The sequence below is a fragment of the Pseudomonas sp. TE3895 genome, assembly GCF_056278855.1.
In genome coordinates, this window is the sequence record NZ_JBWBQE010000001.1 from 1,032,501 (window position 1) to 1,047,185 (window position 14,685).

Consider the following 14,685-nt stretch of genomic DNA (forward strand, 5'->3'; position numbering starts at 1 on the left):
AGCGTTCTGTAAGCCTGTGAAGGTGAGTTGAGAAGCTTGCTGGAGGTATCAGAAGTGCGAATGCTGACATGAGTAACGACAATGCGAGTGAAAAACTCGCACGCCGAAAGACCAAGGTTTCCTGCGCAACGTTAATCGACGCAGGGTTAGTCGGTCCCTAAGGCGAGGCTGAAAAGCGTAGTCGATGGAAAACAGGTTAATATTCCTGTACTTCCAGTTATTGCGATGGAGGGACGGAGAAGGTTAGGCCAGCCTGGCGTTGGTTGTCCAGGTTTAAGGTGGTAGGCTGAAATCTTAGGCAAATCCGGGATTTCAAGGCCGAGAGCTGATGACGAGTTGCCTTTAGGCGACGAAGTGGTTGATACCATGCTTCCAAGAAAAGCTCCTAAGCTTCAGATAACTGGGAACCGTACCCCAAACCGACACAGGTGGTTAGGTAGAGAATACCAAGGCGCTTGAGAGAACTCGGGTGAAGGAACTAGGCAAAATGGCACCGTAACTTCGGGAGAAGGTGCGCCGGCGAGGGTGAAGGACTTGCTCCGTAAGCCCATGCCGGTCGAAGATACCAGGCCGCTGCGACTGTTTATTAAAAACACAGCACTCTGCAAACACGAAAGTGGACGTATAGGGTGTGACGCCTGCCCGGTGCCGGAAGGTTAATTGATGGGGTTAGCGCAAGCGAAGCTCTTGATCGAAGCCCCGGTAAACGGCGGCCGTAACTATAACGGTCCTAAGGTAGCGAAATTCCTTGTCGGGTAAGTTCCGACCTGCACGAATGGCGTAACGATGGCGGCGCTGTCTCCACCCGAGACTCAGTGAAATTGAAATCGCTGTGAAGATGCAGTGTATCCGCGGCTAGACGGAAAGACCCCGTGAACCTTTACTATAGCTTTGCACTGGACTTTGAATTTGCTTGTGTAGGATAGGTGGGAGGCTTTGAAGTGGGGACGCCAGTTCTCATGGAGCCATCCTTGAAATACCACCCTGGCAACTTTGAGGTTCTAACTCAGGTCCGTTATCCGGATCGAGGACAGTGTATGGTGGGTAGTTTGACTGGGGCGGTCTCCTCCCAAAGAGTAACGGAGGAGTACGAAGGTGCGCTCAGACCGGTCGGAAATCGGTCGTAGAGTATAAAGGCAAAAGCGCGCTTGACTGCGAGACAAACACGTCGAGCAGGTACGAAAGTAGGTCTTAGTGATCCGGTGGTTCTGTATGGAAGGGCCATCGCTCAACGGATAAAAGGTACTCCGGGGATAACAGGCTGATACCGCCCAAGAGTTCATATCGACGGCGGTGTTTGGCACCTCGATGTCGGCTCATCACATCCTGGGGCTGAAGCCGGTCCCAAGGGTATGGCTGTTCGCCATTTAAAGTGGTACGCGAGCTGGGTTTAGAACGTCGTGAGACAGTTCGGTCCCTATCTGCCGTGGACGTTTGAGATTTGAGAGGGGCTGCTCCTAGTACGAGAGGACCGGAGTGGACGAACCTCTGGTGTTCCGGTTGTCACGCCAGTGGCATTGCCGGGTAGCTATGTTCGGAAGAGATAACCGCTGAAAGCATCTAAGCGGGAAACTTGCCTCAAGATGAGATCTCACTGGGATCTTGAATCCCCTAAAGGGCCGTCGAAGACTACGACGTTGATAGGTTGGGTGTGTAAGCGCTGTGAGGCGTTGAGCTAACCAATACTAATTGCCCGTGAGGCTTGACCATATAACACCCAAGCAATCTGCTACGCAGATTGTGGTGGTGAAGACGAAAGACCCGAAAATTCGTAAGACCACAAATATCGCATATCCGAATTCGCTGGGCTGTCCATCTGGACATTCTGGCAACAGAATTTCTTGACGACCATAGAGCATTGGAACCACCTGATCCCATCCCGAACTCAGTAGTGAAACGATGCATCGCCGATGGTAGTGTGGGGTTTCCCCATGTGAGAGTAGGTCATCGTCAAGATTCATTTCGCAAAACCCCTATCTGCACATGCAGGTAGGGGTTTTGTCTTTAAGTAGGAACTACAGAGATTCGCAGGCACGTCCTAGGGACGGGCCAGCACACAGAATTTCTTGACGACCATAGAGCATTGGAACCACCTGATCCCATCCCGAACTCAGCAGTGAAACGATGCATCGCCGATGGTAGTGTGGGGTTTCCCCATGTGAGAGTAGGTCATCGTCAAGATTCAAACCCAAAGCCCCTGTCTGCGATGCAGACAGGGGCTTTGTCTTTTACGGGTTTCAATATCGGTTAGAACTGATAGCTGACCGTGGCGCTCACATTGCGCTCTTCACCCATGTAGCAGTAGTTCAGGCTGGCACATGAGGTGATGTAGCTTTCATTGGTAAGGTTGTTGGCGTTCAAGCGCACATCCACACCCGTCAGGCCGACCTTGCCCAGGTCATAGCCGATCGAGGCGTCGAACAGGGTGTAGGAAGGCACCTTCATGCTGTTTTCCGCATCGACCCAGCTGTACCCCACATATCGCACCCCACCGCCCAGCCGCAGGCCATCCAGTGCCCCCTGGCGGAAGATATAGTCGGCCCACAGCGAGAGCATCTGTTTCGGCGCCTGAGTCGGCGAATTACCCTTGTTGTCCACGTTGCCTGAGACAAGGCTCGGCATTGACTTCGAATACTCGATATCGGTGAAGGTATAGCCACTCAGCAGTTTGAGGCTGTCGGTCAGCTGTACATGGGCCTCAAGCTCCAGCCCTTGCGAGCGGACTTCACCGACAGGGCGATAGAAGTCTTCGTCAGGCTGTTTAGACGCCAAATTCTCCTGCTCGATGCGGAACACCGATGCGGTGAACAGGTTGTCGCTCCCTGGTGGCTGATATTTGATGCCGGCTTCCCACTGAGTGCCCTCCGTCGGTGCCAGCGGCCGGCCTTGCTGGTCGGACACGGTGTTCGGGTTGAACGACTCCGAGTAGCTGATGTAGGGCGCAATGCCGTTCTCGAACAGGTAGAGCACCCCTGCCCGGGAGGTGAACCTGGAGCGTTGATCACTGACCTTGCTGTCGCTGTCACGGTTCTCTTCGGACACCTTCACCCAGTCCTGGCGCAGCCCCAATGAAAAGCGCCACTGGTCCAGCTCCACCAGATCCTGCAGGTACACACCCGTTTGTTGCAAGCGCCGCTGGTAGCGGTTCTCGCCCAGTACCTGAAGATTGCCATTGCCGTACTGTGGATTGCCGGCATCCAGTGGGCCGACGGTGCCATAGCGCCATGCCACGTCGGCTTTGCGCCGCTGGTAGTCAGCCCCCAGTAGCAAGGTGTGTTTGGCCGCCCCGGTAAAGAATTCTGCCTGCAGCATGTTATCAATGATGTACGAATGCAGACGCTCGTCGCCGCCGGTATAGGCGCGATTTAACATGTTGCTGTCAACATCTGCCCAGCCGGCGGAGTACACCTGGTCCATCGACACGTCGGAATCCTGATAACGGAAGTTCTGCCGCGCTGTGAACACATCATTGAAGCGATGCTCAAACTGGTAGCTGAAGGATTGCTGCGTGCGCTCGTAGTTGTCGATGCTCGGCTCGCCTTCGAAGAAATGGTCTGACAGGCGCAAACCGTTGCGCTTGTGCAGCATGCCATCAGCAGGGTTACCGCCGTGGTACCCACCGTCAGGGTCGTGCTGCAAATAGGCCTGCAGCGTGAGTGAGGTGTCTTCGGTGAAGTCGACACTGATAGCAGGGGCGATGGCGTAACGTTCTTCCTTGTTGTGGTCGAACTGAGTGTCGGAAGCATCCGCCAAACCCGTCAGGCGATACGCAATGCGTTTGTCGTCATCCACAGGACCACTGAAGTCGAAGCCCACGCCACGCTGGCCCTGAGTACCTACCGTGGCCTGAACCTGATGGTAAGGGGCAAAGAGTGGCTTCTTGGTGGTCAGGGCTACCAGGCCACCCGGCGAGCTTCGCCCGTACAGTACCGAAGACGGTCCCTTGAGAATGTCGATGCGCTCAAGAAAGTATGGGTCTACCTGCATTGTGCTGTAGGTGCCGTTGTCTCCCATTGACTTGAGCCCATCGACGTAGATGTTGTCCACCGAACCGTCGTTGAAGCCGCGCATGGCTACATAGTCATAGCGATGAGTGGCACCGTACGGGTTGGTCAGTACTCCAGGCGTGTAGCGCATGGCTTGGGCAACGGTCTGAGAGCCCTGATCGTCCATTTGCTGTCGAGTAACTACCGAGACCGATTGGGATGTCTCCACCAAGGGCATGCTGGTCTTGGTCGCCACCTGGCTGTGCGTGGCGTTGTAACCCTCCATGCTGCCCAGTGCGTTGCCGAGGGAGAAACTACGGATGTCGGTGTCTGGTAACGCCAGGGCGGCGTTCTGACGCTGTGCCTGCAGCACATAGTTACGTCCCCCCTGGCTGACGGCTTCCAGTCCGCTGCCATTTAGCAACTGGCGCAGCGCTTGATCGGTAGTGAACTTCCCCTGCAGTCCGTTGGAATGCAGGCCATCGGTCAGCTGAGGCGTGCTCGATAGGGTGATGCCGGCCTGACGAGCGATCTTGTTGAGCACATCGGTCAGTTGGCCAGCCGGTATTGCATAGTCATGGCTCACTTCGGCTGTGTCGGCCGCTACGGAAAGTTGCGGAGCAGTTGCCAGGCCCAGGGCGGTACCAAACAGAACAGCCCGGATGGCGTGGCGCAAGTGAGCTGATTGCAGGACTGGACGAATATCATTCGGGCTGAAAGTGTGGGTTAACACCGGGTTGGTAGGCATGAAGGGTCCGTTAAAGTGTCGAGGGCAGAAAGTGTTGCTTACTGTCCTAGCCGGACCTGGATTCAAAACCCGCCAGAAATCGATAACGCCTTATCAGGTCATGCTCTCTACATGCACCCACCAGCGTGTACGTCGACGAAGTCGTACGGGCAACGTCTGCGGTAGCAGCCGAAGCAGTTGTTCCGGGTCTTCGAGGCGGAACACCCCCGACAGGCGCAGGTCGGCAATCTCATTGCTGCAGCCCAGGTAACCATGGCGATAGCGGCTGACCTGCGCGAGGAAGTTGGAGAGGAGCATGTCCTGAGTGACGATCAACCCTTCAGTCCAGGCCATCGCATCCATCTCCATGTGCGCGAGCCGGTGCGCACCTTGAGCATCCAGGCGCCAGTTCTGGCCACCTTCGATCCACTGAAGTTGGCCAGTACCAGGCCGGTGTATCGCCACTTTGCCGTGGCTGACGCTGACACGTGTGCAGTCGCTATCCTGATAGGCCACAAAGCGTCCTTCGAAGCCTTCCAGCAGCGCGTCGCGGGTTTGTACCAGCAGGGGATGCCGGGGGTTGCAGTTGATCATCAATTCCCCATGCTTCAAGCGGACCAGACGCTGTTGATCATGGAAGGCCAGGTCCACGGCACTGCAGGTATTGAGTTGCATCAGTGAGCCATCGGGCAGGGTGAAGACGCGTCGCTCGCCCGTGCCGGTGGCATAGTCTGACGTCCAGGCACTCACAGTATCGAGGTCTTTGGCCAGCCAGCTCGCAGATCCTGCCATGACAACGCCGCCAAGCAGCTTCAGCGCCTGTCGGCGGCGCAGGCGCTGCTGGCTGGTTTCCAGTGTCTGCAATGCCAGCCCGGCACCGGGAATAGCGCGCAGGTCAAGGTCCTGATGAAGGTGAACCACACGCTGCCAGGCCTGTTCGTTTTCGTGGTGGCTGCTGCGCCAATGCGCGCACTGTTGTTGCAGAGCTGGATCGTGCCCGCTTTCACGCAGCCGCAGCATCCACTGAATGGCCTGCCTGACCGTTTTTGTATCAGGGCGTGCGACGGTCATGGATTCAGCAGTCGTCTTCATAGCGCAGCACGTAGCAGTGATAGAGCGCATCGGCGATGTAGCGCTCAACGGTGCGCACGGAGATCCCCATCTGTTCGGCGATGGCCTGATGCTTCAGCCCCTCGCATTGAGCCAGCAGGAATGCGCGACGGACCTTGGGTTTGAGGCCGTCGAGCATGCGTGCAATACGCTCAAGCAATTCCAGCAGCAGCTCGCGGGTCTCGACTGAGGGGGCCAGTGCTTCCGGCACATGGGCCAAAGCCTCCAGGTAGGCCCTGTGCAGTTCCTCGCGGCGCCAATGATCGATCACCAGCCCACGCGCTACCGTGCGCAGGAAGGCCCTGGGAGCATTCAGCTGCAATTGTTCACGACGCTGTAGCAAGCGGACGAAGGTATCTTGGGCGAGGTCAGCCGCATCGGCTGCGTTGCCGAGCTTGCTACGCAGCCAGGTATGCAACCAGCCGTGGTGGTCACTGTAGAGCGTTTGCACGGAATCGTTGCTGGGCATGGAGGAGGGCGCCGGCATCAATGGACGTTAATGATAATTAGTCTCATTGTTGGCGGAGCAAGATTAATTTGCAACCCATCAATTACCGCGTAAAGCTGGTGATGGGCTAACGCCCCAATTGCGTATCCAGGTAATTGCGGATCACCCGCGCCCCGCCATTGAGGTGCCGTTCCAGCACCGCTACCGCTTCGTCCACCAGCTTGTCGCTGGCTGCATCTACCAGTGCGTTGTGATCGTCCTGAGTGAGCTTGCCCAGGCCCATGGACGAAAGATGGAAACGCAGGAAGCGTTCTTCCTCGTTCAGTTCGTTCTCGATAAGGCGCAGTAGTTTCTTGTTCGGCGCCTTGCTGTACAGCGCCATGTGGAGCAGGCGGTTGAGGCGGCCAATTTCGGTGTGGCTGGTCTCGTTCTCCAGTTGCTGGATATACCCGCGGGCGCTGGCGATGTCGCTGGCATCAAGCAGCGGGATAGACTGGCGCAGCGCCTCGCTCTCGAGCAATACGCGAAGGGCATAGGTGTCCACTGCATCCTCGCCGATCAGCGGTGCAACGACGGCGCCCTTGTGCATCTCCACTTTCAACAGGGATTGCGCTTCGAGCTGGCGCAGGGCTTCGCGCACGGGCATGCGACTGACGCCGTACAAGGTGGCGAGCTCTTGTTGGCGAACTGCAGTACCAGGGGGCAAGCGACCATCGAGAATGGCGCTGCGCAGGCGTTCTTCGATCACGGCACGGGCCTGATGCGGCAACAACTGCTCGCTGGCCAGCACATTGCTCAATTTGATTTTCTTGGCCACGCGACGCCTGCCTCAACGATGACTGTATTGGATCCAATGACACTAGTAACAGCTTGTGAGGGTGTCAAACCTGCACCCACACTGGTACGGGCGCCCCAAAAGCGCGGCTATGGTGGAGGAAGTCGCACGTCAAAGGAAGCTGCCTATAGAAAGATGTAAGCAGAAAGTATAGGCGGGCTGACAGCCGGGTGCGTGATTGCAGGGTGCCATTGTCTTTTGCGGTGGCAAGCCCCACCATCGCTGCTTTCGACTGGTCTGAACAGGGCTTCGCAGTGGCGATATCCTGGTTGCTCAAAACCGTAGTGCGATATGTCGGCTTTGCCGCGCTGCTGGGCAGTCTTCTGCTGGGCGGCTTGCACGCGGATTGGGATTTCTCCCAGATCAGCCGCAAGTCGCAGGCTCTGTACGGCCCACTAGGTGCCGGGCAGGGGCGCATCGATGCCTGGCAGAGCCTGATGGCCACGCAGAAGCAGGGTACCGAGCTTGAACGGTTGCAAGTGGTCAACCGCTTCTTCAACCAGCAATTGCGTTATGTCGAGGATATCGATCTGTGGCATGAGGTCGACTACTGGGCCACACCTGTGCAGGCACTGATCAAAGGTGCAGGGGACTGCGAGGATTACGCCATCGCCAAATATTTCAGTCTACGGCGCATGGGAATCCCCAGCGAAAAACTGCGCATCACCTACGTCAAGGCGCTGCGGCAGAACCGGGCACACATGGTCCTGACCTATTATTCAAGCCCACAGGCCCAGCCTTTGGTGCTGGACAGTCTGATGGATGCCATAAAGCCGGCAAGCCAGCGTACCGACCTGCTGCCGGTGTACGCCTTCAATGGCGAGGGGTTGTGGCTGACGGGCGCCGCAGGGAACAAGAAGGTTGGTGATACCAAGCGGCTGTCACGCTGGCAGGATTTGTTGAAGAAAATGCAGGCCGAAGGGTTCCCGGCCGAGCCGGTTTACTGAAGGAGCACAGATGTCACTGTTCAAACAATTGCTGTTGGCCATTTGCCTGTTCCTGGTGGTCGCCTTCAGTGGCAGTTTCATGGTCAGCCTGGAAAGCTCGCGCAGCCAATACGTCAACCAGCTGCGCTCGCACGCCCAGGATGCGGCCACCGCGCTGGCGCTTTCGCTGACGCCGAATATCGACGACCCAGCGATGGTCGAGCTGATGGTCAGCTCGATTTTCGACAGTGGTTACTATGCAAGCATCAAGGTCGTCGACCTGGGTTCCAATGCCGTGCTGGTGGAGCGTCACGCCGAGCCAGACCCTGGCGGTGTGCCGCTTTGGTTCGTGCGCCTGATCGGCCTTGAGGCCGCCGGCGGCGATGCAATCGTCAGTCGTGGCTGGCAGCAGGCCGCGCGCGTTGAAGTGATCAGCCACCCGATGTTCGCCATTGCCAAGCTTTGGCAAAGTGCCTTGGGCAGCCTGGGTTGGTTGCTGTTGTGCGGTGCGGCCAGTGCCGTGCTCGGTGCTTTGCTGTTGCGCCGCCAGTTGAGGCCGCTGGACTACATGGTCGAGCAATCCCACGCTATTGCTCGCCGCGAATTCCTCAGCCTGCCAGAGTTGCCACGCACGCCGGAGCTACGCCGCGTAGTGCAAGCGATGAACCAGATGGTCGAGAAACTCAAAGCCCTGTTCACCGAGCAGGCCGAGCGCAGTGAGCGGCTGCGTGCGGAGTCCTACCAGGACAGCCTGACCGGGCTGTCGAACCGCCGCTATTTTGAAATGCAGCTGAACAATCGGGTAAGCAACCTGGAAGACGCGCGCGCCGGCTACCTGCTGTTGCTGCGGGTTCAGGGCCTGGCTGGCTTGAACGCCCGCCTTGGCGGCCAGCGTACCGACCAGTTGCTGCAAGCGGTAGGTGAACAGCTGCGTCGTACTTGTGCCAGCTACCCGGAAACCAACGACCTCATTTCCCGCAGCCGCGGCGGCGAATTTGCAGTGCTGGCACCGGGCATGGTGCATGAGGAGGCAGTACACCTTGCCCAGGCTCTGGAGGCAACGTTGCAGAGCCTGCACGAAACGGGGGCCAGTGATATCGACCCGGTGGCTTGTATAGGCCTGGCGCCGTTCAGCCCTGGTGATTCACCCCAGGCATTGCTGAAGCTCGCCGACGAGGCTCTGGCCCGCGCTGAGAACCAGCCAACGCCGGGCTGGGTATGCCTTGAGCAAGGTGTTGCTGCGGTTGCCGCAGATAGCCAGCATGCCTGGCACGAACGGCTCGACCAGGCGTTTATCAATGGGCATTTCGAGTTGTTCTTCCAGCCAGTGATGGAGTGCGCTTCCTCGCAACGGGTACTGCACCACAAAGTTATTTCGCGTTTGCGCGATGGCCAGGGCGAGGCCTTGCCGGCGGGCCGCTTCCTGCCTTGGCTGGAGCGCTTCGGCTGGATGCCGCGGCTGGATGTGCTGGTGCTGGAGAAAGTGTTGGCGCACCTGCGAGGGCATGACCAGGTGCTGGCGTTGAACCTGTCCGCCGCCACCCTGGCCGACCCCAAGGCCCTTCAACGCATTTTCGAGCTGCTGGGCCAGAATGCGGCGCTCGGCCCGCGGCTGGTTTTTGAAATTGGCGAGGAGCAGTTGCCTGAGCAGGCAGCATTGGAGCAACTCACCCGGCGCCTGCATGGGCTTGGTTTCGGGTTGGCTTTGCAACGCTTCGGTGGGCGCTTCAGTATGATTGGCAACCTGGCGCACTTGGGCCTGGCGTACCTGAAGATTGACGGCAGTTACATCCGCAACATCGATCATGAGCAGCACAAGCGGCTGTTCATCGAAGCGATCCAGCGTGCGGCGCATAGCATCGACCTGCCGCTGATTGCTGAGCGAGTCGAGACGGAAGGGGAGCGGTTGGTGTTGCTGGAGATGGGAGTAGGCGGGATTCAGGGGCAACTGGTGGGTGAGCCTGCGCCTTGGCGCTGAATGGCCTCTCGCGCGCCGCTGTAGGAACAGCCTAGAGTCGCAAAAGGGCCGCATAGCGGCCCCAGGTTCACGTAGCGATGTGCAGGGCTGCTTGTACAGCCTTGTCGCGACACGAGGCCGCTCCTACAGCAATGGCGAAACCAGCAGGTCGGCTATCACCGCTCGCGCAGCGCTTCCGAGCGCGCCTTCATGATCGGCTTGAGCAGGTAGCTCATGATGGTTTTCTTGCCTGTCATGATATCCACCGTCGCCACCATCCCCGGAATGATCAGCAGTGGCTTCTCGTCGGTCCCTAGGTGACTGCGATCGGTGCGCAGCTTGATCAGGTAATACGTAGTCTTCTTGTCTTCATCGGTAATGGTGTCGGCGCCAATCTGCTCCAGCTTGGCCTTGAGCCCACCGTAGATGGTGTAGTCATACGCGCTGAACTTGACCGTCGCTTCCTGGCCAGGGTGCAGGAAGGCGATGTCTTTGGGCAGGATCTTTGCCTCGATGACCAGCGTGTCGTCCAGTGGCACGACTTCGATGATATCGCTGCCTGGCTGGATTACCCCGCCAATGGTGTTCACCAGCAGTTGCTTGACGATACCGCGTACTGGCGAAGTGACCAGTGTGCGGTGCACCCGGTCGTCCAGCGCCTTGCTGGTGGCGGTAGCCTTGTTCAGTTCGGTGCGTGCCTCGTTCAGCTGGGTCAGCGCTTCACTTCGGAACTTGCCACGCGTCTCTTCGATCTTGCTTTGCACCTCGCGGATGGCCGCCTCTGCGCGTGGGATCGCCAGCGCAGTGGAGTCCAGCTGACCGCGGTTTTCCACTTCAGCACGGCGCAGGCGCAGCACTTCAACCTGGGAAATCGCGCCGGTTGCCACCAGCGGTTCGGACATACTGATTTCCTTGCGCAGCAGCTCAAGGCTGTTGGCGTACTGGGTGCGCTTGGAGCTGTATTCGCGCAGTTCCTGCTGGCGTTGGACCAACTGCTGTTGCAGGCCGCCAATTTCGTCCTGCAGTTGCTGGCGCCGGCTCTGGTACAGCGACTCCTCACTGGCCGCCTGGTTTGGCGCGGCTTTACGCAGCTTTTCGTCGATTATCAGCGGGCTGTCCTGTACCTCGGCACTCAAACGTTCGACCCGCAGGGCCATGGCCAGGCGGTCAGCCTCGGTTTCACCAACGTTGGAGGCGAAGCGGGTTTCATCCAGGCGCAGCAATGGCTGGCCCACTTCGACGATCTGCCCCTCCTTGGCGAAGATTTCGGCGACGATGCCGCCCTCCAGGTTCTGGATCTTCTGTACCTTGGAAGAGGGAATGGCCTTGCCTTCACCCCGCGTAACTTCGTCGATGGGCGCAACGCTGGCCCATACAATCAAGAACACGAAGAACAGGATCACGCCCCAGATGGTCAGCCGCACCACCCGCGGTGCATCTTCGATCAGGGCTTTGTTTACCTCGGGCAGCGGCTGGCCGCCAAGCGAGTCGCTGCCTTTGAAATAGCGCCGCAGGCCGTCCTTGAACTGCCCCATATCCAGCTTATGCAACACTGATCTGCCCCTTCTTCAGTGCATCCATGACCGCGGCTTTCGGGCCGTCGGCGACAATCTGCCCGCGATCGATCACGATCAGCCGGTCTACCAGTGACAGCAACGAGGCACGGTGCGTGACCAGCAGTACCGTCTTGCCCTCCACCACCGCCTGCAGGCGCTGCTTGAGGCGTTCTTCACCGGTGTTGTCCATGGCGCTGGTCGGCTCGTCCAGCAGCAGGATCTGCGGGTTGAGAAGCAGCGCACGGCCCAAGGCGACGTTCTGCCGCTGGCCGCCGGACAGGTTCTGCCCGCGTTCACCCACTTGCAGCTCGTAGCCGTCGGGGTGCAGCCGGGCGAATTCATGTACGCCCGCCAGTTCAGCGGCCTGCAGGATCAATTCGTCCTCGATGTAGCGGGCGCCGCTGACCAGGTTGTCACGCAAGGTGCCGGCCAGCAGCTGGATGTCCTGTGGGACGTAGCCGATGTTGTGGCGCAGTTCGCTGACATCGATCTGGCGAATGTCGACGCCATCGACCAGCAGCGAGCCACCATCGGCCTCGTACAGGCCGACAATGAGCTTGGCCAGCGAGCTCTTGCCCGAGCCGCTGCGACCGATGATGCCGACCTTCTCGCCAGGGCGGATGGTCAGGTTGATATTCTTCAGGGCCAGGTTCTGCTGGTTCGGATAAGTGAAGTCGACACCGCGGAACTCGACGCTGCCCTGTAGCACCTTGCGGCTCAGCGGGCGCTCTTCGAAGTTGCGCTCTTGCGGCAGATCCATCATGTGGTCGGTGGAGACCATGGTCACCTTGGCTTGCTGGTAGCGGGCGAGCAGGCCGTTGAGTTGGCCCAACGGGCCGAGGGCGCGGCCGCTGAGCATGTAGCAAGCCACCAGGCCGCCCATGCTCAGGTTGCCGTCGATGATCAGGTACACGCCGACGCAGATCATTGCCACGCCTGCCAGTTGCTGGATCAGCAGGGTGATGTTCATCGCCAGGCTCGACAGCACTTTCACGCGCAGTTCCAGCCGGCTCAGGGTGCCGAGGGTTTGCTCCCACATATACTGGCGTTCGCTTTCGGCGTTGTTGACCTTTACCGCATCCAGACCCGCCAGGGTTTCGATCAGGCTGGACTGGCGCTCTGATGCCAAAGCCATGGTCCGCTCCATGGTCGCCATCAGTGGCCGCTGCAGGGCGTAGCCGATGCCCAGAGCCAGCGGGAAAGCGATGATCGGTATCCACACCAGGTGCCCGCCAATGATGGCGATGACGATCAAAATCAGGATGGTAAAGGGCAGGTCGATCAGGCTGGTCAGGGTCAGCGAGGCGAGGAAGTCGCGCAGGCCCTGGAACTCGTGAATGTTCTGGGCAAAGCTGCCGACCCGCGCCGGCCGGTACTTCATCGACATGCCGACGATACGTTCAAACAGCGTTGCCGAGATGATCAGGTCGGTCTTCTTGCCGGCCAGGTCCAGGCACAGGCCGCGAAGGCCTTTGAGGATCAGGTCGAAGATGTACGCGCCGGCGATACCGATGGCCAGTACCCAGAGCGTCGAGGTGGCCTGGTTTGGCACCACCCGGTCATACACGTTCATCACGAACAGCGGCGCGGCCAAGGCGATCAGGTTGATCACCAGGCTGGCGGCGATAGCGTCGATATACAACCACTTGCTGCGCAGCAGGGTGTCGCGGAACCACGACTTCGCGCGTGGGATGAGGTTGCCGTGGTTGACATCGAACTTGTGCTGCGGCTGCGCGAAGAACACGCGGCCGCTGTAGTCGCTTAGCAGTGCTTCGCGGCTGACGTGCACCTCGCCACCGTCGCTCTCGCTGAGTAGCAGGCGCGCGGTGTCATCGTTCTCCCAGCCGAGCAGGACGGCGCTGCGGCCCTCCTTGAGCAGCAGCATGGCCGGCATGGCGATACTTGGGATCTGCTCCAGCTTTCGCTGAAGCAGGCGCCCCTGCAGGCCTGCCCGGGCTGCAGCGCGGGGCAGCAGTTCAGGGCTCAGGCGCTGGGCGGGTAGCGGTAGACCTGTTGTCAGCATGACCCGGCTGGCGGGCTTCTGGTGCAGGACACACAGGCTCAGCAGACTATCCAGCAGGGGATCGTCATGCTGACTGCGTGGATCGTGGCTGAGTTGGACTCGACTGACTTCGGATTCCACGCGGCGCTCTCTTCATCCTTGTGGTGGGTGGGGTGGGTGTGCCGTCGTTAAGGTCGGGTCGGCTCACCCTGGCTCTCTATTGGTACGGCAAAGCTGTGCTGATTAGGGTTATCACGCCCCGGTGCTTGAGCAGCTGGCCAATGTTCGCCTTGAATCGGTGTTGAGTAAACAATTCTACGTGCTTCATTTTCACCAGACTTAGCGGGGCAATGATTGTTTCATTTTTGATCCAGCCATCATCCGGCTTGTTGCAGCATAGCCTGCCACTCAGCCAAGGGAAGCAAGGGCTGTGGGTTCCAGCTTAGTCATTGTCAGTAAACAGGCGCTGGTTTGTTGGCGCATATCCGTGGCTTGTTAGTCAAAATTCATCTATAGAAAGCAGATCCTTTGCTTTCTTGCATTCAATATTCGCAAGCGATTTCCCATGATAGGGAGGCCAGTATTTGCGCACTCGTACGCCATGTCTTTGATTTGCGACAAATCGCTGCTTGTGGCTTGCGCAGCGTTGAAAGCCTGGTGTGCCTCGAGCGAGCAAGCGCTCCCGGGTCAGGCTGGTTATCGACCTCTGCCTGGCCGCATTCCGGCAAGGTTTGTGCTTATTCGGCAATCAGTGTCCGGGCATTTGACAGTGATCTGGATATTGACGCCAGTAATGCTGACATTGCCGAAGGAGGACAGTCTCGCCGCATGATTTACGGGTGTTGAGGTGTATGAAAAAGTGCTGGAGCTGACGGCTTAACACCCTTTAGATGATGTAAGACATTTGTCCTAAGGAAACGCTTGGCTAAGGTACAAATATCAATGTGACATTACATTGCCGATTGTTTAGGATGGCATGTATAAGGTCAATAGTTTGGCAGTTAGGCAATTCCAAAAAGTTATAGACGGAATATTGACGTCAAAAATCGTCAAGAGATCATCGACATAGTTCCGCCTGAAGTGGCTAGCAAGCGCCGCTCTGGCAGGGAAGTACCCATCGGGTCACACGGAGAGTCCA

Annotated in this window: 8 protein-coding genes and 3 rRNA genes (1 of these 11 cut by a window edge); 5 read left to right on the plus strand and 6 right to left on the minus strand. The window is 58.4% G+C overall.

Annotated features, from left to right (window positions below; genetic code table 11):
• From ACZ889_RS04640 to rrf (ACZ889_RS04650), 3 genes are all read left to right on the plus strand, one after another.
• Positions 1-1,710: ribosomal RNA gene (locus ACZ889_RS04640) — 23S ribosomal RNA — on the plus strand; it begins 1,185 nt to the left of the window's first position.
• A 130-nt stretch (positions 1,711-1,840) separates the two neighbouring features.
• A 5S ribosomal RNA gene (gene rrf, locus ACZ889_RS04645) occupies positions 1,841-1,956 on the plus strand.
• A gap of 109 nt (positions 1,957-2,065) precedes the next feature.
• Positions 2,066-2,181: ribosomal RNA gene (gene rrf, locus ACZ889_RS04650) — 5S ribosomal RNA — on the plus strand.
• Between the two features lie 66 nt (positions 2,182-2,247).
• On the opposite strand, the gene ACZ889_RS04655 is transcribed toward rrf (ACZ889_RS04650), so the two are convergent.
• From ACZ889_RS04655 to ACZ889_RS04670, 4 genes are all read right to left on the minus strand, one after another.
• The gene (locus tag ACZ889_RS04655) at positions 2,248-4,662 is read right to left on the minus strand and encodes a TonB-dependent siderophore receptor (RefSeq protein ID WP_180689023.1); all 2,415 of its coding nucleotides are present in this window, start codon (positions 4,660-4,662) and stop codon (positions 2,248-2,250) included.
• 165 nt (positions 4,663-4,827) lie between these two features.
• Complete coding sequence (locus ACZ889_RS04660) at positions 4,828-5,784, minus strand: FecR family protein (RefSeq protein ID WP_180689022.1); 957 nt, start codon at positions 5,782-5,784, stop codon at positions 4,828-4,830.
• Between the two features lie 4 nt (positions 5,785-5,788).
• Positions 5,789-6,292, minus strand: a complete 504-nt coding sequence (locus ACZ889_RS04665) for a sigma-70 family RNA polymerase sigma factor (RefSeq protein WP_003256011.1) — start codon at positions 6,290-6,292, stop codon at positions 5,789-5,791.
• A gap of 106 nt (positions 6,293-6,398) precedes the next feature.
• Positions 6,399-7,088 (minus strand): GntR family transcriptional regulator, encoded by a 690-nt coding sequence (locus ACZ889_RS04670; RefSeq protein WP_003256010.1) that lies wholly within the window; start codon positions 7,086-7,088, stop codon positions 6,399-6,401.
• A gap of 203 nt (positions 7,089-7,291) precedes the next feature.
• Between ACZ889_RS04670 and lapG the strand changes: the two genes are divergently transcribed.
• A complete protein-coding gene (lapG, locus tag ACZ889_RS04675) occupies positions 7,292-8,053 on the plus strand; it encodes a cysteine protease LapG (RefSeq protein WP_011953175.1) in 762 nt (253 codons plus the stop codon).
• A 10-nt stretch (positions 8,054-8,063) separates the two neighbouring features.
• Positions 8,064-10,010, plus strand: coding sequence for a cyclic di-GMP receptor LapD (gene lapD / locus ACZ889_RS04680; protein ID WP_003256007.1), 1,947 nt, complete (start codon positions 8,064-8,066; stop codon positions 10,008-10,010).
• Positions 10,011-10,165: 155 nt separating this feature from the next.
• Here the strand turns inward: lapD and ACZ889_RS04685 are convergent, their stop codons facing one another.
• Both ACZ889_RS04685 and ACZ889_RS04690 read right to left on the minus strand, forming a co-directional pair.
• On the minus strand, positions 10,166-11,524 hold the full coding sequence (locus ACZ889_RS04685; protein WP_476258011.1) for an HlyD family type I secretion periplasmic adaptor subunit: 1,359 nt from the start codon (positions 11,522-11,524) through the stop codon (positions 10,166-10,168).
• A gap of 7 nt (positions 11,525-11,531) precedes the next feature.
• Positions 11,532-13,688, minus strand: coding sequence for a type I secretion system permease/ATPase (locus ACZ889_RS04690; RefSeq protein WP_003256004.1), 2,157 nt, complete (start codon positions 13,686-13,688; stop codon positions 11,532-11,534).
• Positions 13,689-14,685: the final 997 nt, after the last annotated feature.